The sequence below is a fragment of the Streptomyces sp. YIM 121038 genome (assembly GCF_006088715.1).
Classification (GTDB): domain Bacteria; phylum Actinomycetota; class Actinomycetes; order Streptomycetales; family Streptomycetaceae; genus Streptomyces.
In genome coordinates, this window is sequence record NZ_CP030771.1 from 7,478,283 (window position 1) to 7,497,178 (window position 18,896).

Genomic DNA, 18,896 nt, shown 5'->3' on the forward strand with positions numbered 1-18,896 from the left:
ACCGTCAGCCCTGTTGGCCCGCACCCCGCCTCTCGTACGCCGCCACGGCCACCGCCAGGTCCTGCCACGCCATCCCCGCCGACTTGAACAGGCGCGGCCTGTCCGGCGTGACCGGCACCTCGCCGCGCACCAACTCGCCGAGCGTGCGCAGCCCTTGCGGGTCGAAGGCGCGGGCGGCCACGGCCTGCACGAGGTCGCCGCACTCGCGCAGCGCCACGGCCCGGGCCTCGGCGACGACCGTGGCCCGGCCCACGAGGTGCTCGTCCACCTCGCGCGCGTCGGGCTCGTGCGAGCCGACCGCCGCGACGGCCGCGTGCGGCGCGAGCAGTGCGCTGTCGAACAGCGGCTCGCGCGCCGTCGTGCAGCAGCACACCACGTCGGCGTGCGCGACGTCCTCGGGCGTCGCGGCCGCCGCCGTGAGCCCCGCGCCCCGGCAGCGCTCCACGAACGCCGCGCGCCGCCCCGGGTCCCGGCCCACCACGTCCACGTGCGCGAGCCCGGGCCGCACCGCCCGCACCGCCTCCACGTGCCCCCACGCCTGCGGCCCCGTCCCGAACACCAGCAGCCGCCGGGCCCCCGGCACGGCCAGGTGCCGCAGCGCCGCTCCCGACACGGCGGGCGTGCGCAGCGACGTCAGCGCGATGCCGTCGAGCAGGGCCAGCGGAGTGTGGGTCGTCCCGTCGAGGAGGAGGTAGAGGCCCTGGACGCGCGGCAGCCCGCGCGCGGGGTTGTCCGGCGTGACGGAGGCGACCTTCACGCCCGCGTACGCCGTCGTGGCCGAGGGCATCAGGAGCAGCTGCCCACCCGGCACCCCGACCACGGCCCGGGCGGGCTCCGCCTCCGGGTCGAGGCCGCCCCCGGCGAGCGCGGCCTCGACGGCGTCGACGGCGACGGCCATGGGAACGAGCCGGGCGACGGCGTCGGCGCCGATGTGAAGGAGAGGATTTCCTGAAGGTTCTGGGGAGACGGGTAGCGGATTCATCCCATGACCCTCACCGATGCCGACGCCCCCGAAACACCGCACTGGACCGGGCAACGGCCCCCTGAGGGGCGCGGGGAACTGCGCGACCAGCCACAACAGTCCCGCAGACGCGCAAGCACAGCCACCGGGCAGACGAGAGGGCGGCCTCCCACCGGCAAGGAGGACACCGGCGCGGAGGCCCGGTCCAGACGATGCCCCCGTCACTCGACGCCGAAGGCGACTGGCTAGCGTGGAGCGGGTGAGTGAGACGAAGAACCCCGCCCTCCAGTTCCGCTTCGACGGTCCGGACGACGCTCCGGTACTGGTCCTCGGGCCGTCGCTCGGGACGACGTGGCACATGTGGGACCGGCAGGTGCCCGAGCTGAGCAAGCACTGGCGGGTGCTCCGCTTCGACATGCCCGGACACGGCGGCGCCCCCGCCCGCCCCGTGGACTCCGTCGGTGAGCTCGCCGCCGGCGTGCTGGCCACGCTCGACGAGGTGGGCGTGCAGCGCTTCGGCTACGCGGGCTGCTCGCTCGGCGGCGCCATCGGCGCGGAACTGGCCCTCAGGAACCCGCAGCGGGTCGCCTCGCTCGCGCTGATCGCCACCTCGCCGCGGTTCGGCACCGCCGACGAGTGGCGCCAGCGCGGCGTGATCGTCCGCACCAACGGCCTCGACCCCGTCGCCAGGACCTCGCCCGAGCGCTGGTTCACGGCCGGCTTCGCCGCCGCCCAGCCCGCCATCACCGACTGGGCCGTACAGATGGTGCGCACCACCGACCCCGGCTGCTACATCGCCGCCTGCGAGGCGCTCGCCGCCTTCGACGTCCGTGGCGAGCTCGGCAGCATAGGAGTGCCCACACTGGTCCTCGTCGGCTCCGAGGACCAGGTGACCGGCCAGGGCGAGGCCCGCACGCTCGTCGCGGGCATCCCCGACGCCCGCCTCGCCGTGGTGCCCGGCGCCTCCCACCTCGCGCCCGTCGAGCAGCCCGCCGCGGTCACCGATCTGCTCGTCCGCCACTTCGGCAGCGCCTGGCAGGCCGCGCCGGACATCGGCGCGACCGGACAGCACGCGATCGCGGCGCCGCCCGTCAAGCCCGTGCTCGCCCCGCCGCCCGCCGCGCCCCCGGCGGAGATCGCGCCCGTGGAGCGGCCCGAGGAGCAGGCCGCGCGCCCCGACGCGTACGCCACGGGCATGAAGGTGCGCCGCGAGGTCCTCGGGGACGCGCACGTCGACCAGGCCCTGGCCGCGGCCGACGGGTTCGCCGAGGACTTCCAGGAGCTCGTCACGCGCTACGCCTGGGGCGAGGTCTGGAGCCGCCCCGGCCTCGACCGGCGCACCCGCAGCTGCGTCACGCTCACGGCCCTCGTCGCGGGCGGCCACCTGGAGGAGCTGGCCTTCCACGTCCGCGCCGCGCTGCGCAACGGCCTGACCCCGCCCGACATCAAGGAGGTGCTCCTCCAGGCCGCCGTGTACTGCGGCGTGCCCGCGGCCAACAGCGCCTTCCGGGTCGCGCAGGCGGTCATCCGCGAGGAAACGACGCCCCAGGAGTAGCGCGGGACCCCGCGGCGAGCAGGATGGGGACCACCGAACGGAGAAGGGGAATCCATGACGAAGGCCACCGGCAGCACCGGCATGAAGCTCACCAAGCAGTCCCACGCGTGCGTACGCCTGGAGAAGGAGGGCCGGACGCTCGTCGTCGACCCCGGGGGGTTCAGCGAGGCCGACGCGGCCGTCGGCGCCGACGCGATCCTCGTCACCCACGAGCACCCCGACCACTTCGACGAGTCCCGCCTGCGCGCCGCCATGGAGGCGAACCCGGCCGCCGAGATCTGGACCCTGGCGGCCGTCGCCGACCGGATCGCGGCGGCCTTCCCCGGACGCGTGCACCGGGTCGGCCACGGCGACACCTTCACGGCCGCCGGGTTCGACGTCCAGGCCCACGGCGAGCTGCACGCCGTGATCCACCCCGACATCCCGCGCATCACCAACGTCGGCTACCTGGTGGACGGCTCCGTGTTCCACCCCGGCGACGCCCTCACCGTCCCCGAGCACCCCGTGGACACCCTCCTGGTCCCGGTGATGGCCCCCTGGAACAAGATCTCCGAGGTCATCGAGTACGTCCGCGAGGTCAAGCCGCAGCGCGCGTACGACGTCCACGACGCGCTGCTCACGGATCTGGCGCTGCCCATCTACGAGGGGCACATCGGCAGGCTCGGCGGCACCGAGCACACGCGGCTCGCGCCGGGCGAGTCCGCGCGGGTGTGACCGCCGCCGGGCCGCCCGCTGTCACACCCGGCAGGTAGGTTGTCCGTCATGCGCATCGCCACCTGGAACGTGAACTCGATCACCGCACGCCTTCCCCGTCTCCTGGCCTGGCTGGAGAAGAGCGGCACGGACGTCCTGTGCGTCCAGGAGACCAAGTGCACCGCGGAGCAGTTCCCCACCGAGGCCCTGCGCGAGCTGGGCTACGAGTCGGCGGTCAACGCCACCGGCCGGTGGAACGGCGTCGCGCTGCTCTCCCGCGTGGGCCTCGAGGACGTCACCACCGGCCTGCCCGGCGGCCCCGACTACGACGGCGCGCAGGAGCCCCGGTCCATCGCGGCCACCTGCGGCCCCCTGCGCGCCTGGTCGGTCTACGTGCCGAACGGCCGCGAGGTCGACCACGCCCACTACGCCTACAAGCTCCAGTGGTTCGAGGCCCTCAAGGCCGCCGTCACCGCCGACGCCGCGGGCCCGCGCCCCTTCGCCGTCCTCGGCGACTACAACGTCGCGCCGACGGACGACGACGTCTGGGACGTCGCCAGGTTCGAGGGCCTCACGCACGTCACCCCCGCCGAGCGCGCCGCCCTCGCGGCCCTCCGCGAGACCGGCCTGACGGACGTCGTCCCGCGCCCCCTCAAGTACGACCACCCCTTCACGTACTGGGACTACCGCGAGCTGGGCTTCCCCAAGAACAAGGGCATGCGCATCGACCTGGTGTACGGCAACGCCCCGTTCGCCAAGGCCGTGAGCGACGCCTATGTCGACCGCGAGGAGCGCAAGGGCAAGGGCGCGTCGGACCACGCCCCGGTGGTCGTGGACCTCGACCTCTAGCCCCGGAGCACCTCCAGGGGCACCGCCCGGGCCAGGGCGGCCAGGCCCGCGTCGCCGGGGTGCAGATGGTCGCCGCTGTCGTACTCCGGCAGCAGGCGCGAGGGAAGCGCCGGGTCGCGGAGCGCCGCGTCGAAGTCGAGCACGGCGTCGAAGCCCGCCCCGTCCCGCCGCAGCGCCGCGTTGACCGCGGCCCGCTCCGCGTCGACGGCCGCCGTGCACCGGGCCTCCCCGGCGCACGGCACCAGCGTCGCCGCGACGACCCGCAGCCCCCGCGCGCGGGCCCGCGCGGCGATCTCCCGCAGGCCGCCCAGGACCTCCGCCGCGGGCGCCTGGGCCCGCAGGTCGTTGATGCCCTGGAAGACGACCACGGTGCGCGCGGACGTCTGCGCGAGCACGTCGCGGTCGAGGCGGTGCAGCGCGCTGACGCCCCCGGTGTCGGTGGACACGCCGTCCCCGGGGTAGCGGTCGCCGACGACGCGGTTGGCGGAGACGCCCTGGTTGAGGACGCCGCGGCGCGGCGCCCCCGGCTCCTCCAGGAGCCGCCGCGCGAGCACGTCGGGCCACCGCCGGTTCGTGTCGGGCGTGGAGCCGACCCCGTCCGTGATGGAGTCGCCGAGCAGCACCACGGAGCCCGCCCCGCCCGCCACGTCGACCCCGGTGAGCAGCGGCCACACCCCCACCGTGGAGGTGTACGAGGCCCCCGCCCCGTCCGCGGCGTGATCGCCCGGCTCGCTCACGTACGAGGTCTGGAGGGCCTGGCTGTGCACGGGCGTCGCGGTCACCGTCCCCGGCAGATGGAAGCTGACCAGCAGATCCGCGCCCGCGGGCACCGCGAACCGCAGCGGGTCGCTGAACACCCGCGCCCCCGCCGGGATCTCGGCCCCCCGCGCCCCGTCGAACGTCAGCGCCGCGGGCGCGCCCCGCGCCCGTGCCCCAGCGTCCCGCACGGCGACGCTGGCGCTCCCGACGCGCACGGGCGCCCCCGCGAAGGTGTTGTCGAGCCGGATCCGCACCCGGGGCCCGCCCGCACTGGTGTGCACCACGAGCCGCACGGTCCGGTCCGCCCACGGGCCCACGGGCGCGTACCCGGCGGTGGACGCCGACCACGTCCCCGTCCACCCGGTGGCAAGGGAGCGCACCGACAGGGCGAAGACATGCAGGTCGGCCGCCCCGGGGTCGCGGGGCAGGCGCACCGACGCCACCTCGCGCCCGCGCGCGAGCGGCACGGTGACGACGTACAGCCGGGCCTTCTCGGCGCGTTGTCCGTCCGGCGCGTTGACGTGCGGCAGGGCGACGGACTTGGTGGCGAGCGGACCGGTGCGCCAGTCGGGGGCGGTCAGCCGGTACGCGGAGCGCGACCCGTCGCGGTAGCGCACGGTCCCGCTGCCCCGCGCGTCGCCGCCCGTCCCGGCCACCAGGAAGGCGAGCGCGTCGCCGCGTCCGCGCAGCCGCACCCACTGCCCGTCGGCCCGCACGTTGTCCGGCTCGCCCGCCCGGGTGTCCGGCCGGACGAGGTGCGCGCCCTCAACTCCCAGGACGCGCCCGGGAGTCCACCCGGCCGCCGCCAGGTCCGGCGCGGACAGCGAGGCGCCCGAGCCGTCGAAGTCCGCGTCGCCGGGCCGCGCGTCGTCGCTGATGGCGCGGTTGTCGAAGAGCCGCTCCAGGGGGAGCGGCCCGGATCCGTGCGGCGCGGCACCCGCCGCGCCCGCGGGGGCCGGAATCCCCAGGAGCGCGAGTACGACGGCGGCGGTGCCCCAGACGCGTCGGCGCACGACGGCCCCTTCCCGAGCCTCGGTGTTCCCGGTGTGACGGTGCACGCGCCCTGAAGCCGTGATGGTGGACGCGCCCTGAAGCTAAGGAGCCGTCAGACGCCAGTCAAGACAGCGGCCCGTGTCCGTCACCCCGGCCGCCGGTCCCCGAACCCCTTTGCCAGGATGGGCCCATGCATCTTTACGATGAGCGTCTGACTGTCCCGGTCGCATGGTGGTTCCTCGTCGTGCTCGGCGGCGGGCTCTTCGCCGGGCTGCTGCTGCCGTTCGGCCCCGTGGCCGCCGCGGTGGGTCTCCTCCTCGTCGTCGCCGTCTTCGGCCCGCTCGTGCACCGGTACGGCTCGGCGCGCATCGTCGTGACGCCGGGCACGCTCGTCGCGGGCGGCCGGGCGATCCCCGTGGACGAGCTCGGCCCGACCGAGATCCTGGACGCGGGGGAGGCCTTCGAGTGGCGCACCCGCAAGGCGAACGCGTACGCGCACCTGCTGCTGCGCAGCTATGTGCCGACCGCCCTGCGCGTGGAGCTGCGGGGCCCGCACCACACCGTGCCCTATCTCTACCTGTCCACGCGCCGTCCGATGAACCTGGCCACGATCCTCGCCTTCACGCGCCGCTGAGCCTCTACCCGCCGCCGGGCACCCCCGCGCCGACGGCACCCCGTACGGCACCGCCCCGGGCGCGACACGTACACCGGGTGCACCAAGCGGAGTGATTCGCCTGATTCCGTGATCAACTGCCGCAAGATACATTCCTTGGAATGCAAAGCCGCCGTCCGAACGCTCGGGCGCCCCACGGAGAGGCCGGTCATGAACATTCCGTTCCTGGACAAGTGGCGCAAGCGGCACGCGGATGGGGCGGGACTGAAGCTCGCCGCCGCCTTCGAGGCCGACCCGGAGGGGGTGGCCGAGCTGCTCTCGGAGTGTGAGCTGCTGCGCTCCCAGGCGGCGCGCGCCGGGCTCGAACTGGACGACACGCCCGCGTCGTTGGCGGCGCTCGACCAGCTCACGCCGCGCTGGCGGGAGGACCCGGAGACCCTGCCCTGGTTCGGCAACGACGCGGGCCTCTACCTCGGTACGGTCATCGTCCGCACCGTCCCCGGCGCCGTGTGGCACGTCCTGCCCGGCGGCACGCCCGTCGTCCGGCTCGTCTCGGGCCGGGAGCTCCAGGTGGTCGCCGCGGGCCTCGACTGGGCCGTCCAGGGCACCCCCGAGCTGTCCCAGATGTACGCCGAGACCTCCGAGACGTAGCCGGGGCGTGACCGGCGCATGACCAGCACATGGCCGAAACCCGGCTGGTCCGTGGCCGGACGGCGAACCTCCGGTCTCAAATACGGTTAATGCCCGTAAGTGCGTGTCGTCCCATAAGTCCAGTTTTGCCGTGGATAGTTTGCGCGGACCGACACAGCTGAGAGTGAGCAGGTCTGGGCATGGCCGTCGATCCGTTGATCGAGCTGCGTGATGTGAACAAGTACTACGGCGAGTTGCATGTCCTGCAGGACATCGACCTCACCGTCGGCAAGGGGGAGGTGGTCGTGGTCATCGGCCCGTCAGGGTCGGGCAAGTCGACGCTCTGTCGGACGATCAACCGTCTTGAGACCATCCAGTCGGGCACCATCCGCCTCGACGGACAGCCGCTGCCCGAGGAGGGCAAGGCCCTGGCCCGGCTCCGCGCCGAAGTCGGCATGGTCTTCCAGTCGTTCAACCTCTTCGCGCACAAGACCGTGCTGCAGAACGTCTCCCTGGCCCAGACGAAGGTCAGGGGCCGCAAGAAGGACGAGGCGGACCAGCGCTCCCGCGAGCTCCTGGAGCGGGTCGGGCTCGCCGCGCACGCGCAGAAGTACCCCGCGCAGCTCTCCGGCGGCCAGCAGCAGCGCGTGGCCATCGCCCGCGCGCTCGCCATGGACCCCAAGGTCATGCTCTTCGACGAGCCGACGTCGGCCCTCGACCCCGAGATGATCAACGAGGTCCTCGAAGTCATGCAGTCGCTCGCGCGCGAGGGCATGACGATGGTCGTCGTCACCCACGAGATGGGCTTCGCCCGCTCGGCCGCCAACCGCGTGGTCTTCATGGCCGACGGCCGGATCGTCGAGGACCGGGCCCCCGAGGACTTCTTCACCCACCCGGAGAGCGACCGCGCCAAGGACTTCCTCTCCAAGATCCTCAAGCACTGACGGGGGGATGAGTCCCATGCGTACGACACGTCTGCTCGGGCTGCTCACGGCCCTGTCGCTCACCGCGCTCGCCACCGCCGCCTGCGGCAAGGAGGGCAGCCCCCCGACCAAGGGCCCCGCCGCCGGGAAGCTGCCCGTCTACCGGGTCGCCGAGGGCTTCGAGCTGCCCGGGTCCGGCACCTGGCGCAAGGCGAGGAGCCGCGGCCACTTCGTCGTCGGAGCCAAGGAGGACCAGCCCTACCTCGGTGAGAAGGACCCCGCGACCGGCCGCTACTCGGGCTTCGACATCGAGATCGCCAAGATGGTCTCGGCCTCGCTCGGCCTGGACCCGAAGCGCGTCTCCTTCAAGACCATCGCCTCCGCGAACCGCGAGACCGCCCTGCAGAACGGGCAGATCGACTACTACGTAGGCACCTACACCATCAACGACAACCGCAAGAAGCTCGTCGGCTTCGGCGGCCCCTACTACATGGCGGGCCAGGGCCTGCTCGTGCGCCACGACGAGGAGGACATCAAGGGCCCGAAGGACCTCGACGGCAAGCGCGTGTGCTCGGCCGCGGGCTCCACCCCGTACCAGCGCATCCAGAAGGACTACCCGAAGGCCACGCTCGTCGCGTACGACACGTACTCGGTGTGCGTCGACAACCTGCTGACGTACCAGGTCGACGCGGTCACCACCGACGACGCGATCCTCATCGGCTACGCGGCCAAGGTCCCCGACGAGCTGAAGGTGGTCGGCAAGCCCTTCTCCGAGGAGCCCTACGGCATCGGCGTCCCCCGGGGCGACACCACGCTGCGGTTCGCCATCGACGACGCCCTCGCCGCCCGCGAACGCGACGGCGACTGGAAGAAGGCGTACGACGCGACCCTCGGCCTGTCCGGGGTGCCCGCGCCGAAGCCGCCCGCCATCGACCGCTACCCGGCGAGCTGAGGAGGCGTCGTGGACGTACTGACGGACAACTTCTCCACCTACGGCGAGGGCTTCCTCGGCACGGTCGAACTCACCGTGTACGCCTCCGTCCTCGCGCTCGTGCTCGGCTTCGTCATGGCCTCCTTCCGGGTGGCGCCCGTCGGCTCCTTCCGGGTGTTCGGCGCGGTGTGGGTGGCGGTCCTGCGCAACACCCCGCTGACGCTGCTGTTCTTCGCCGTCCTGCTCGGCCTGCCGCGCTTCGGACTCGTGCTGCCCTTCAAGGTGTTCGCCGTCCTCGCGCTCGGCTGCTACACCTCCGCCTTCATCTGCGAGGCGCTGCGCTCCGGCATCAACACCGTGCCCAGGGGGCAGGGCGAGGCCGCCCGCAGCCTCGGCATGACGTTCGGTCAGACCCTGTCCGTCGTGGTGCTCCCGCAGGCCTTCCGCTCGGTGATCCCGCCCGTGGGCTCCACGCTCATCGCGCTCGCCAAGAACTCGGCGATCGCGGGCGCCTTCAGCGTCACCGAACTGCTCGGCACCTACAAGACGCTCAGCGAGCTCGGCTACAACATCGTCTGGACCTTCCTCTGGATCGCCCTTGGCTATCTGATCATCACCCTCGCCATCAGCGCCGTCTTCCACATCCTCGAAAAGCGCTGGGGAGTCGCCCGATGACCACCACCGCCGCCGAAGCCACCGCCCTCTACGACATCCCGGGCCCGAAGACCCGCAGGAGGCACCTGCTGTACGGCGTGCTCTCGACCGCCGTCATCGTCGGGCTCGTCGCCTGGGTCCTGTACCTGCTGTTCGACACCGACCAGTTCACGCGCACCAAGTGGACGCCGTTCGAGTACAAGGGCATCCAGGAACTGCTTCTGCGCGGGCTCGGCAACACGCTCAAGGCCTTCGCCATCGCCGCCGTGCTCTCCCTTGCGCTCGGCGCGCTGCTGGCCACCGGGCGCCTCTCCGAGCACCGCGTGGTGCGCTGGCTGGCCACGCTGGTCGTGGAGTTCTTCCGGGCCATGCCCGTACTCGTGATGATCTTCTTCGTCTTCGTGGCGCTGAAGGTCCAGCCGCTTCCGGCGCTCGTCGCCGGGCTGACGCTCTACAACGGCTCCGTGCTCGCCGAGGTGTTCCGCTCCGGCGTCAACTCCGTCGAGCGCGGACAGAGGGAGGCCGCCTACGCGCTGGGGATGAGAAAGACTCAGGTCATGTCGTACGTCCTGGTGCCACAGGCCGTGCGGGCCATGCTGCCCGCCATCATCAGCCAGTTGGTCGTGGCCCTGAAGGACACCTCGCTCGGTTATCTGATCACCTATGAGGAGTTCCTGCACGCCGGGAAACTGATCGCGTCGAACCTCGACTACGATTTGCCTTTCATCCCCGTGGTCATGGTGATCTCACCGATCTACATCGGGATGTGCATGCTGCTGTCGTGGTTCGCCTACTGGGTGTCCAAGCGCCAGCGGCGCAGTCCCAAGACAGAGGCCGTGGACGTCGCCCCGGCTGAACCAGGGACGCTGCTGCCGGGAGGGGGTCCCCCCAGGGCCCCCGCCCCCTAGGGGGGAGCAGTAGCTGGAGGGCCAGGCCCGCCCGGCAGCAGCCGGTGATCACTGCTCGCGCAGGGGGATCGACACGTACGACGGGTCGGTCCCGGGCGAGGAGAAGGTCAGCTGCGCGCCGGACGGGTTGTGCTCGATATAGAGCGGGTCGACCGTGTCGACCACCAGGGCGAGCCTGTGTCCTGCCGGGACGTCGTAGGCCGTGGAGAACAGCTCCAGGTCGACGGCGAACGGCTTGCCGGGGGTCTTGCCGTGGAAGGTGTACGGCGCGTTGCTGACCAGCTTGCCGAGGCCGAGCGGGCCCACGTCGTAGAGGTACGCGACGAGGGTTCCGCTCTCCTTGGTGCTGGTGAGCGTGGTGTGCAGCTTCGCGGTGCCGCGCACCCGCTGGGGCCGCTCGGCCCGCTGCCCCTGCCAGACGGCCGCGTAGCGGCGCGGCAGCAGCGGCATCGACGCCACGGGCGGCAGCTTCAGGAACTGGTCGAGGGCGTTGGAGAGCATCACGATGCCGCCGTTGGCGCCCGAGTCGACGTTCGCGCGGATCGTGGTGGTGCCCGCGAGGTCCAGCTTGTGCCGGGTGGCGCCGACCGACTTCCAGTCGGGGTAGCCCTCGTAGCCGCCGGTGGAGCGGGACTTCAGCTGGACGGGCTGCTCCTGGTCGATGCCGTTCCGCTCGCCCTTCAGATAGCGGTCGAACCAGCGCCGGGTGTTCGTCCAGGTGTCGTTGGGCAGGCCGAACAGGCCGGTCGCCTCGGCCGTCGCGTGGTCGCCGGGGCGGAACTCCAGGCGCTTGGGGCCCTTGAGCTTCTCGTAGAACGCGGCGTACGCGTTGGGCGGGAAGATGGTGTCCCCCCAGGCGTTGCCGAGCATGACGGCGGCGCCGTTGCTGTTGATCCGGTCCAGATGCGTCGCGGGGGAGCGCTCGGCACCCCACGCGATCATCTCGTCCTCCTGGTCGAGGTCGGAGGCGAGGAAGTCCTTCAGGATCCGCTGGAGCTCGGCGCTCGGGCGGCCGGTGAGATAGCCCGCGCCGCCGAGCAGGGCGCCCGCCTGGACGTGCTGGGTGCGGCCGCTGTAGATGGACTCGACGAGGTCGCTCCAGCCGCTGAGGGCCGCGACCGCCTTGACCCGCTTGTCGTGCCCGGCGGCCAGCAGGCTGATGCCCGCCCCGTAGCTGACGCCCGCCATGCCGACCTTGTCCGGGTCGGCGGGGGTGTTCCGCAGCGTCCAGTCGATGACCCGGGAGGCGTCCGCGACGTCCTCGGGGCCGCCGACCTCGATCTCGCCGCCGGACTGCCAGAAGCCGCGCGAGTTGTAGCTCACCACCACATAGCCGGCGTCGGCGAGCTTCTTGGCCTGCGCGATGTACTCGATCTGCGGCATGGCCCAGCTCGTGGGCAGCACGACGACGGGGTACGAACCGCCCGCCGCGGAGCCGGCGGGCGTGACGACGTTGGCCTTGAGGACCGTGCCGCCGTCACCGGGGATGTCGACGAAGCGGACGCCCGGGGCGGCCGCGGGGGACGGGGGTGCCGCCTGCGCGGCGGGCACGGCACCGGCGACGAGCGCCGCCGATACCGCACCCAGGGCAGTGGTCCGCACAGCTCTGCGCGTCTTTCCCACGGGTCACTCCTCACACGTGCCGGTGCAAAGTGACCTGACGGTAACCGCGCGGGATTACCTCGGGTAACCCGTCGGTAAGTTACGTACGGGTAACGATAGTTGAGCGGTGGAGTTCCCCGGCCGCCCGTCGTGGGTCTCAGCGCAGCGCGCTCTTGGCCTGCCAGTCCGCCCACGACAGGTTCCACTCGCCGAAGCCGTTGCCCGGGTCCGGCGTGCCCTTGGAGCCGTTGCCCGAGACCTCGAACGGGTCGCCGATCTGGACCTCGCCGTACAGCCACGCGGCGTTGCCCGTGCTCATGCCGACGCAGCCGGAGCTGTGGTTGGTGTTGCCGAAGTACGCCGCGTTCCAGGGGGCCGCGTGGGCGTACATGCCCGACCAGGTCAGGCGCATCGAGTAGTCGACCATCTTGTCGTAGGCGTTGCCCAGGCCGACGGTCTCGGAGCGCATGTTGATCGTGCCCTCCTTGGCCATCAGGACCGACGTGCCGCCCCAGGAGGCCTTCTCGCCGCCGGGCGTGCCCGCGGACATCGGTACGGACTTGACGGTCTTGCCGTCGCGCGTCAACGTCGCGGTCTTGTTGTCAAGATTGACCTTGACGACCTGGTTCTTGCCGACGGTCATCGCGGTGTCGTAGTCGCGCACGAACCAGCCGCCGTCGGTGCCGGAGTCGACCCCGTTGAGCTGGGCGTCGAGGGCGACCTTGGTGCCGGACTTCCAGTAGTCCTTGGGCCGCCAGTCGACGCGGTCCTTGCCGTCGTAGTTCTTGATCCAGCCCCAGGAGCCGACGGTGTCGTCGGACGTCTTCACCTTGAGGTGCTTCTCGACCTCCGCCTTGTTCTTGACGGGGTGGTCGAAGACGATCGACAGGGGCTGGGCCACGCCGACGGTCTTGATGTTCCGGCCCGGCGTGATGGTGACCTTGTTGACCTTCTCGGGCGCGGCCGTGGTGAACGCCTTGGCGGCCTTGCCGCCCTCCTGCGTGGTGGCGCGCACGGTGTAGCTGGTGCCGGGCGCCGCCACGCGCGCCGAGGTCCAGCCGCGGCCGTCGGCGGAGACCTTGCCGGGCAGCTCGGCGCCCTCGGAGTCGGCGACCTTCACGTCCTTCAGCTTGGCGTCTCCCGCGGCCAGCTTCACGGTGACCGGGACGCCCGCCTTGGCCTGCTTGCCGGTGAGGTTCACCGAGAGCTTCGGCTTCTCGGCCGCGGCGTCGGCACCGGAGCCGCCGCCGGAGCAGGCGGTCAGGGCGGCCGCCAGGGCCGCGGCACCCGCGACGGCCGCGTACCGGGGGCGTATGGAGCGGCGGCTGGGGCTCAGGGACCTGCGGGACCTCAAGGAAACGTACCTCCGTGCGGATGTTCATGCCTGCCCGGAGTGAGAGGGCGGAGGGATTCCCGTGGTTGCCTGTTGTCCGGAAAATCCGGACTGCGTCATGGAAGCGTTATGCGGGTCTTGCGTTCCGTGAACGTTTGCTCACTTGGCGCGATGTGAGCTGCGCGCGGACTGCGCCGGCAGCGGTTCCCGGGCGGCGTGGGTCACCTCTCCGATCAGCTCGACGACGTCCGGGCCGTACGCCTGGGAGTTCACGACCTTCAGGAGCAGGACGAAGGAGCCGCCGTGCTTGCGCGCCAGGCGCTCGTGGTGGCGGGCGAGATAGCGGGCGGCCGCCTGGTTGGTGATCGCGCGCTGGCCGCAGAAGAGGAACACGGGCCGCGCGTCCTGCCCGGCGGTGAGCCGCGCGAGCAGCACGTACTCCGCGATGCCCGCCTCCATGCGGTAGCGCTCGCCGCCGATCTGGAAGGCGCCGCGGTCCGGGCCCGGCTCCGGGTCGGCGTTCACCCGCACGCCGGGCAGCAGCGAGTGCATGTGCGCGGCCATCCGGCGGTGGATCGCGGGGTTGCCGAGGCAGAACTCGGTGCGCTCGCCGAAGCCCTGCTGGGCGGCGTCGTGGGCGACGACCTGGGTGTGCGCGCCGCAGTCCTTCACCACGGCGGAGAGTTCGAGCAGGGAGAGCACGTCGTGCCGGGTCACGGTCAGCTCCGGGCCGCCCGCCTCGCGGTTCACGACGAACAGCGACTCGGAGTGCTCGGGCAGCCCGAAGAACGCCCGCTTGCGCCGCAGCCTGCGCCGCGCCAGGTACGCGCGGGCGTACAGGGCCAGGGCGGCGCTCACGACGGCCGCGCCGGGGCCGAGGACGAGAAGGCGTACGTCTTCAGTCATGGGCGCGCATGCTAGCGGCCGTCCCCGGCCACCTCGGGAGGCGCCGTGGCCGGGGACGGGGCACGAAGTTACGCTGCGCGGAGGGTTGTTGACCGGAGGTGTTCATGCGGCATGACGTGGTACGGAATCTGACGCTATTGGCGGTGGGCGGGGTATTGGTGACGGTCGGTGCGGCCGCGCCCCCTTCGCCTTCGCGCACAGCGGAACCGGGCAGTGCGGCCGAAGCGGCCACACATGCCCAAGCGGGCACAAGACCGGATTCGGCCGGTACGGCCGGTGCGTCCCGGCCCCCGGAGAAGGTGCCGGAAGCCGTCGGCTACGGCGGGGCCGTCGCGAGCGTCGACGCGGACGCGTCCGCCGTCGGCATCGAGGTCCTGAAGAAGGGCGGCAACGCCGTGGACGCGGCCGTCGCCACGGCCGCCGCGCTCGGCGTCACCGAGCCGTACTCGGCGGGCGTCGGCGGCGGCGGGTACTTCGTGTACTACGACGCGAAGACGCGGAAGGTGCACACGCTCGACGGGCGCGAGACGGCCCCGCGCACCGCGGACGCGGACCTCTTCCTGGAGGACGGCAAGCCCCTGCCGTTCGCGGACGCCCAGACCAGCGGCCTCGGCGTGGGCACGCCCGGCACCCCGGCCACCTGGAAGGCGGCGCTCGACAACTGGGGCAGCGAACGGCTCGGCACGCTCCTGCGGCCCGCCGAGCGCCTCGCCCGCGACGGCTTCACGGTGGACCGGACGTTCCGCGCGCAGACCGAGGCCAACCAGGCGCGCTTCAAGGACTTCCCGGACACGGCGGAGCTGTTCCTGCCGGGCGGCAAGCTGCCGGTCGTCGGCTCCACGTTCAAGAACCCGGACCTCGCGCGCACCTACGCCGAGCTGCGGCGCGAGGGCATCGGCGCGCTGTACCGGGGCGACATCGGCAAGGACTTCGTCCGGACGGTCAACAAGCCGCCGGTGGACCCGGCCGCGGAGCGCGTCGCGCGCGCCGGTGACCTGTCGATGAAGGACCTGCGCGGCTACGAGGTCAAGGAGCAGGCCCCCTCGAAGACCACGTACCGCGGGCTCGGGGTCTACTCGATGGCCCCGTCGACGTCCGGCGGCACGACGGTCGGCGAGGCCCTCAACATCCTGGAGCGCGGCGACCTCTCCCGGGTGAGCAAGGCGCGCTATCTGCACCGCTTCATCGAGGCGAGCCGGGTGGCGTTCGCCGACCGGGGGCGCTGGGTGGGGGACCCCGACTTCGAGGACGTCCCGACCAAGCAACTGCTCTCGCAGCGGTTCGCGAACTCCCGCGCCTGCCTCATCAAGGACGACGCGGTGCTCAAGAGCCCCGTGGCGCCCGGTGACCCGCGCGACCCGCAGCCCTGCGCCAGCGGCGGCAAGGCGGCCCCGACGACGTACGAGGGCGAGAACACCACGCACCTGACGGCGGCCGACAAGTGGGGCAACGTCGTCGCCTACACCCTCACCATCGAGTCCACCGGCGGCAGCGGCATCACCGTGCCCGGGCGCGGCTTCCTGCTGAACAACGAGCTGACCGACTTCTCCTTCGCGCCCGCCCGGCCCGGCGTGCACGACCCGAACCTGCCGGGGCCGGGCAAGCGGCCGCGCTCGTCGATCGCGCCGACCATCGTGCTCGACGAGGACCGCGAGCCGGTCGTCGCGCTCGGCTCGCCCGGTGGCGCGACCATCGTGACGACGGTCCTGCAGACCCTGACCGGCTTCCTGGACCGGGACCTGGAGCTGGTCGACGCGATCGCGGCGCCGCGCGCCAGCCAGCGCAACGCCGCGCAGACGGAGCTGGAGCCCGGCCTGTGGGACAGCCCGCTGCGGCGCGACCTGGAGGCGCTCGGCCACTCCTTCAAGCAGAACCCGGAGATCGGGGCGGCGACCGGCGTCCAGCGGCTGCCCGACGGCAAGTGGCTGGCGGCGGCGGAGCCGGAACGCCGGGGCGGCGGTTCGGCGATGGTGGTGCGCCCGAGCTCCTAGCGCCGCTCGGCCACCGTGTGCGCCGGGGCCCGCACCGCTCACTGGGGCGGTGCGGGCCCCGTACGAGTCCCTCAGGCGGGCCCCAGGGGCTCCGTACGGGCGTCGGTCAGAGGGCGGTCAGGACGCGCGGCCCCGCGGCCGTGATGGCCACCGTGTGCTCCGCGTGGGCGGCGCGGCTGCCGTCGTCCGTGCGCAGCGTCCAGCCGTCCGGGGCGGCGTGGAAGCCGTCCTTGCCGCCGCCGATCACCATCGGCTCGATGGCGAGCACCATGCCGTGGCGCAGGGGCATGCCGCGGCCCGGCCGCCCCTCGTTCGGCACGGCGGGGTCCTCGTGCATCTGGCGGCCGATGCCGTGGCCGCCGAAGCCGTCCGGGATGCCGTACCCCGCGGCGCGGCAGACGGTGCCGATGGCGTGGGCGATGTCCCCGATCCTGTTGCCCACCACCGCCGCGTCGATGCCCGCCTGGAGGGCGCGCTCGGCGGTCTCGATCAGGCGGACGTCCTCGGGGCGGGGCGTGCCCACGATGAAGCTGATCGCGGAGTCGCCCGCCCAGCCGCCGAGGTGCGCGCCGAAGTCGGCGGAGAGCAGGTCGCCGTCGCGCAGGACGTAGTCGCCCGGGATGCCGTGCACGATCGCGTCGTTCACCGAAGCGCAGAGCGTGGCCGGGAAGGGGACCGGGGCGAACTCCGGGTGGTAGTGCAGGAAGGGGGAGGTCGCGCCCGCGTCCTTGAGCACCTGGTGCGCCACGTCGTCCAGGTCGCGCAGGCTGACGCCGACGGTGGCCGCGGCCCGCACCGCGGCCAGGGCCCGTGCGACCACGCGCCCCGCCTCCCGCATCGCGTCGATCGATGTGTCTGTCTTGAGTTCCACCATGCCAATTACTATACCGGTATTTGAATGGGGTGCGCGTACACTGGCGCCATGGTGCGCACTCCTCTGACCCCCGAAGAGCGCGAGCGCGGTGAGCGGCTCGGCCGACTGCTGCGGGAGGCGCGTGGCGCGCGGAGCATGGTGGAGGTCGCCGCGAGCGCCGGCATCTCCGCGGAGACGCTCCGCAAGATCGAGACGGGCCGGGCGCCGACGCCCGCGTTCTTCACGGTCGCGGCGCTCGCGGTGACCCTGGAGCTGTCTATGGACGAGGTGGCGCGGACGTGCGTCCTGGTCCCGGTGTGAGGCCCGCGGGGCGGACCTGCGCCGAGCGGCGGGCCAGGAGGGCCGCGCCGCCCCCCGTCGCGAGCGCGAGCGCCGTCAGCGCGGCGCTGACCCACAGCGGCGAGCGGTAGTCGAGCCCGGCGTCGAGCGCCCGGCCCCCGGCCCAGGGGCCCACCGCCGCGCCGATGTTGAGCGCCGCCGTGGCGAAGGCCCCGCCCAGGGTGGGCGCCGCCGTCGCCGCGTACAGCGCGCGGGCGATCAGCGTGGAGCCCACCGCGAACGACAGCGTGCCCTGGACGAAGGCGAACGCCACGGTCGCCGCGGTGTGCTGGGCGGTCAGTGCGAAGGCCGCCCACCCCGCGAGCAGCGCGAGCGAACCGGCCACGAGCAGCGGCAGCGGACGGCTGTCGGCCACGCGCCCGCCGAGCGTGACCCCGGCGAAGGAACCGAGCCCGAACAGCGCGAGAAGGCCGGGCATCCAGGTGTCCCCGACCCCGGCGACGTGCGTGGCGAGCGGTTCGAGATAGGTGAAGGCGCAGAACGTGGCGCCGTTCACGAGCGCGCCGAGCAGCAGCGTCACCAGCAGGTGCGGGGCGCGCAGGGCGGCCAGCTCCGAGCGCGCGCCCGCCGGTGCGCCGCCGGGGGAGTCCGACGGCACGGAGCGCGCCACCGCGACGACGGCGGGCAGCGTCACCAGGGCCACCGCCCAGAACGCGGCGCGCCACCCCCAGAGCTGGCCGAGCAGCGCGCCGCCCGGCACGCCCGCGACGCACGCGAGCGTGGTGCCGCCGAGCAGCACCGACGTCGCCCGGCCCTTGGCGTCCGGCGCGACCAGGCCCGTCGCGGTCGCGAGCGCCACCGCGAGGAACCCGGCGTTGGCGAGCGCGCCGACGACCCGGGTGGCCAGCAGGACGCCGTAGCTCGTGGTGAGCGCGCCCACCACGTGGGCGAGGAGGAAGGCCACCAGGAAGGCGAGCAGCGCCCGGCGGCGCGACCAGCGCAGGCTCAGGACCGCCATCAGTGGCGCCCCGACGACCATTCCCACGGCGAACGCCGAGGTCAGCGCGCCTGCGGCGGAGACCGGCACGTCCATGTCGGCGGCGATGTCCGACACCAGGCCGGACAGCATGAACTCGGACGTGCCCTGGGCGAACACGGCGAGGGCGAGCAAGTAGAGGACCAACGGCACAGCGGGACTCCAGAGCCACGTCAGCCACTCCGTGGGCACGGCGAACGGCCCACGGAGTGGATGAGGAAAAGGGGAAAGGTCCGTGACTGCGGCGCGGCGGTGGTCCCGAGGCTTGGCCGCCGCGGAGCCCCGTGCGGGGCTGCTGCGCGGCGTCGGCCGGATCGGTCGGCTCGGATCGGCCGACTCGGCTCAGTCGGCTCGGATCAGCCGGATCGGCTCGGGTCAGCCGACTCGGCTCGGATCAGGAGCGAGG

Annotated in this window: 18 protein-coding genes; 11 read left to right on the plus strand and 7 right to left on the minus strand. The window is 72.8% G+C overall.

What is annotated here, in order from left to right; genetic code table 11:
• Positions 1-4: 4 nt before the first annotated feature.
• Positions 5-898: an ornithine cyclodeaminase family protein gene (locus tag C9F11_RS32080; protein WP_249401955.1), complete on the minus strand. Its 894-nt coding sequence runs from the start codon at positions 896-898 to the stop codon at positions 5-7.
• Positions 899-1,220: 322 nt separating this feature from the next.
• Between C9F11_RS32080 and pcaC the strand changes: the two genes are divergently transcribed.
• The 3 genes from pcaC (at position 1,221) to C9F11_RS32095 (ending at position 4,058) form a co-directional block, all read left to right on the plus strand.
• Complete coding sequence (gene pcaC / locus C9F11_RS32085; protein ID WP_138962535.1) at positions 1,221-2,516, plus strand: 4-carboxymuconolactone decarboxylase; 1,296 nt, start codon at positions 1,221-1,223, stop codon at positions 2,514-2,516.
• Between the two features lie 81 nt (positions 2,517-2,597).
• Positions 2,598-3,230, plus strand: coding sequence for an MBL fold metallo-hydrolase (locus C9F11_RS32090; protein ID WP_138967248.1), 633 nt, complete (start codon positions 2,598-2,600; stop codon positions 3,228-3,230).
• Positions 3,231-3,278: 48 nt separating this feature from the next.
• Complete coding sequence (locus C9F11_RS32095) at positions 3,279-4,058, plus strand: exodeoxyribonuclease III (RefSeq protein ID WP_138962536.1); 780 nt, start codon at positions 3,279-3,281, stop codon at positions 4,056-4,058.
• Here the strand turns inward: C9F11_RS32095 and C9F11_RS32100 are convergent.
• Positions 4,055-5,830, minus strand: coding sequence for an SGNH/GDSL hydrolase family protein (locus C9F11_RS32100; protein WP_138962537.1), 1,776 nt, complete (start codon positions 5,828-5,830; stop codon positions 4,055-4,057). The genes C9F11_RS32095 and C9F11_RS32100 overlap by 4 nt on opposite strands.
• 170 nt (positions 5,831-6,000) lie before the next feature.
• Between C9F11_RS32100 and C9F11_RS32105 the strand changes: the two genes are divergently transcribed.
• The 6 genes from C9F11_RS32105 to C9F11_RS32130 all read left to right on the plus strand — a co-directional run bounded on the left by C9F11_RS32105 (position 6,001) and on the right by C9F11_RS32130 (position 10,469).
• Positions 6,001-6,444: a DUF3093 domain-containing protein gene (locus tag C9F11_RS32105; protein ID WP_138962538.1), complete on the plus strand. Its 444-nt coding sequence runs from the start codon at positions 6,001-6,003 to the stop codon at positions 6,442-6,444.
• A 189-nt stretch (positions 6,445-6,633) separates the two neighbouring features.
• Positions 6,634-7,074, plus strand: coding sequence for a DUF6278 family protein (locus tag C9F11_RS32110; protein WP_138962539.1), 441 nt, complete (start codon positions 6,634-6,636; stop codon positions 7,072-7,074).
• A 179-nt stretch (positions 7,075-7,253) separates the two neighbouring features.
• Positions 7,254-7,997, plus strand: coding sequence for an amino acid ABC transporter ATP-binding protein (locus C9F11_RS32115; RefSeq protein ID WP_138962540.1), 744 nt, complete (start codon positions 7,254-7,256; stop codon positions 7,995-7,997).
• Positions 7,998-8,013: 16 nt separating this feature from the next.
• Entirely contained in the window at positions 8,014-8,928 is a 915-nt protein-coding gene (locus tag C9F11_RS32120) for a glutamate ABC transporter substrate-binding protein (RefSeq protein ID WP_249401957.1), read from the plus strand.
• A 9-nt stretch (positions 8,929-8,937) separates the two neighbouring features.
• Positions 8,938-9,582, plus strand: a complete 645-nt coding sequence (locus C9F11_RS32125; RefSeq protein ID WP_138962542.1) for an amino acid ABC transporter permease — start codon at positions 8,938-8,940, stop codon at positions 9,580-9,582.
• Complete coding sequence (locus tag C9F11_RS32130; protein WP_138962543.1) at positions 9,579-10,469, plus strand: amino acid ABC transporter permease; 891 nt, start codon at positions 9,579-9,581, stop codon at positions 10,467-10,469. Before C9F11_RS32125 ends, C9F11_RS32130 begins: the two co-directional genes overlap by 4 nt.
• 48 nt (positions 10,470-10,517) lie before the next feature.
• Here C9F11_RS32130 and C9F11_RS32135 read toward each other — a convergent pair whose 3' ends face one another.
• The 3 genes from C9F11_RS32135 to C9F11_RS32145 form a co-directional block, all read right to left on the minus strand.
• On the minus strand, positions 10,518-12,092 hold the full coding sequence (locus C9F11_RS32135) for an alpha/beta fold hydrolase (RefSeq protein WP_138962544.1): 1,575 nt from the start codon (positions 12,090-12,092) through the stop codon (positions 10,518-10,520).
• A 136-nt stretch (positions 12,093-12,228) separates the two neighbouring features.
• Positions 12,229-13,407 (minus strand): Ig-like domain-containing protein, encoded by a 1,179-nt coding sequence (locus C9F11_RS32140; protein ID WP_249402250.1) that lies wholly within the window; start codon positions 13,405-13,407, stop codon positions 12,229-12,231.
• 156 nt (positions 13,408-13,563) lie between these two features.
• Positions 13,564-14,310, minus strand: a complete 747-nt coding sequence (locus C9F11_RS32145) for a hypothetical protein (protein ID WP_138962546.1) — start codon at positions 14,308-14,310, stop codon at positions 13,564-13,566.
• 104 nt (positions 14,311-14,414) lie between these two features.
• Between C9F11_RS32145 and ggt the strand changes: the two genes are divergently transcribed.
• Positions 14,415-16,301, plus strand: coding sequence for a gamma-glutamyltransferase (ggt, locus tag C9F11_RS32150; RefSeq protein WP_249401958.1), 1,887 nt, complete (start codon positions 14,415-14,417; stop codon positions 16,299-16,301).
• A gap of 106 nt (positions 16,302-16,407) precedes the next feature.
• Here the strand turns inward: ggt and map are convergent, their stop codons facing one another.
• Positions 16,408-17,175 carry a type I methionyl aminopeptidase gene (gene map / locus C9F11_RS32155; protein WP_138962548.1) on the minus strand — a complete coding sequence of 256 codons (768 nt, stop codon included), beginning with the start codon at positions 17,173-17,175 and terminating at the stop codon, positions 16,408-16,410.
• A 48-nt stretch (positions 17,176-17,223) separates the two neighbouring features.
• On the opposite strand from map, the gene C9F11_RS32160 reads away from it, so the two are divergent.
• Positions 17,224-17,475 (plus strand): helix-turn-helix transcriptional regulator, encoded by a 252-nt coding sequence (locus C9F11_RS32160; RefSeq protein WP_138962549.1) that lies wholly within the window; start codon positions 17,224-17,226, stop codon positions 17,473-17,475.
• On the opposite strand, the gene C9F11_RS32165 is transcribed toward C9F11_RS32160, so the two are convergent.
• Positions 17,432-18,643 (minus strand): Cmx/CmrA family chloramphenicol efflux MFS transporter, encoded by a 1,212-nt coding sequence (locus C9F11_RS32165; RefSeq protein ID WP_138962550.1) that lies wholly within the window; start codon positions 18,641-18,643, stop codon positions 17,432-17,434. The genes C9F11_RS32160 and C9F11_RS32165 overlap by 44 nt on opposite strands.
• Between the last annotated feature and the right edge of the window lie 253 nt (positions 18,644-18,896).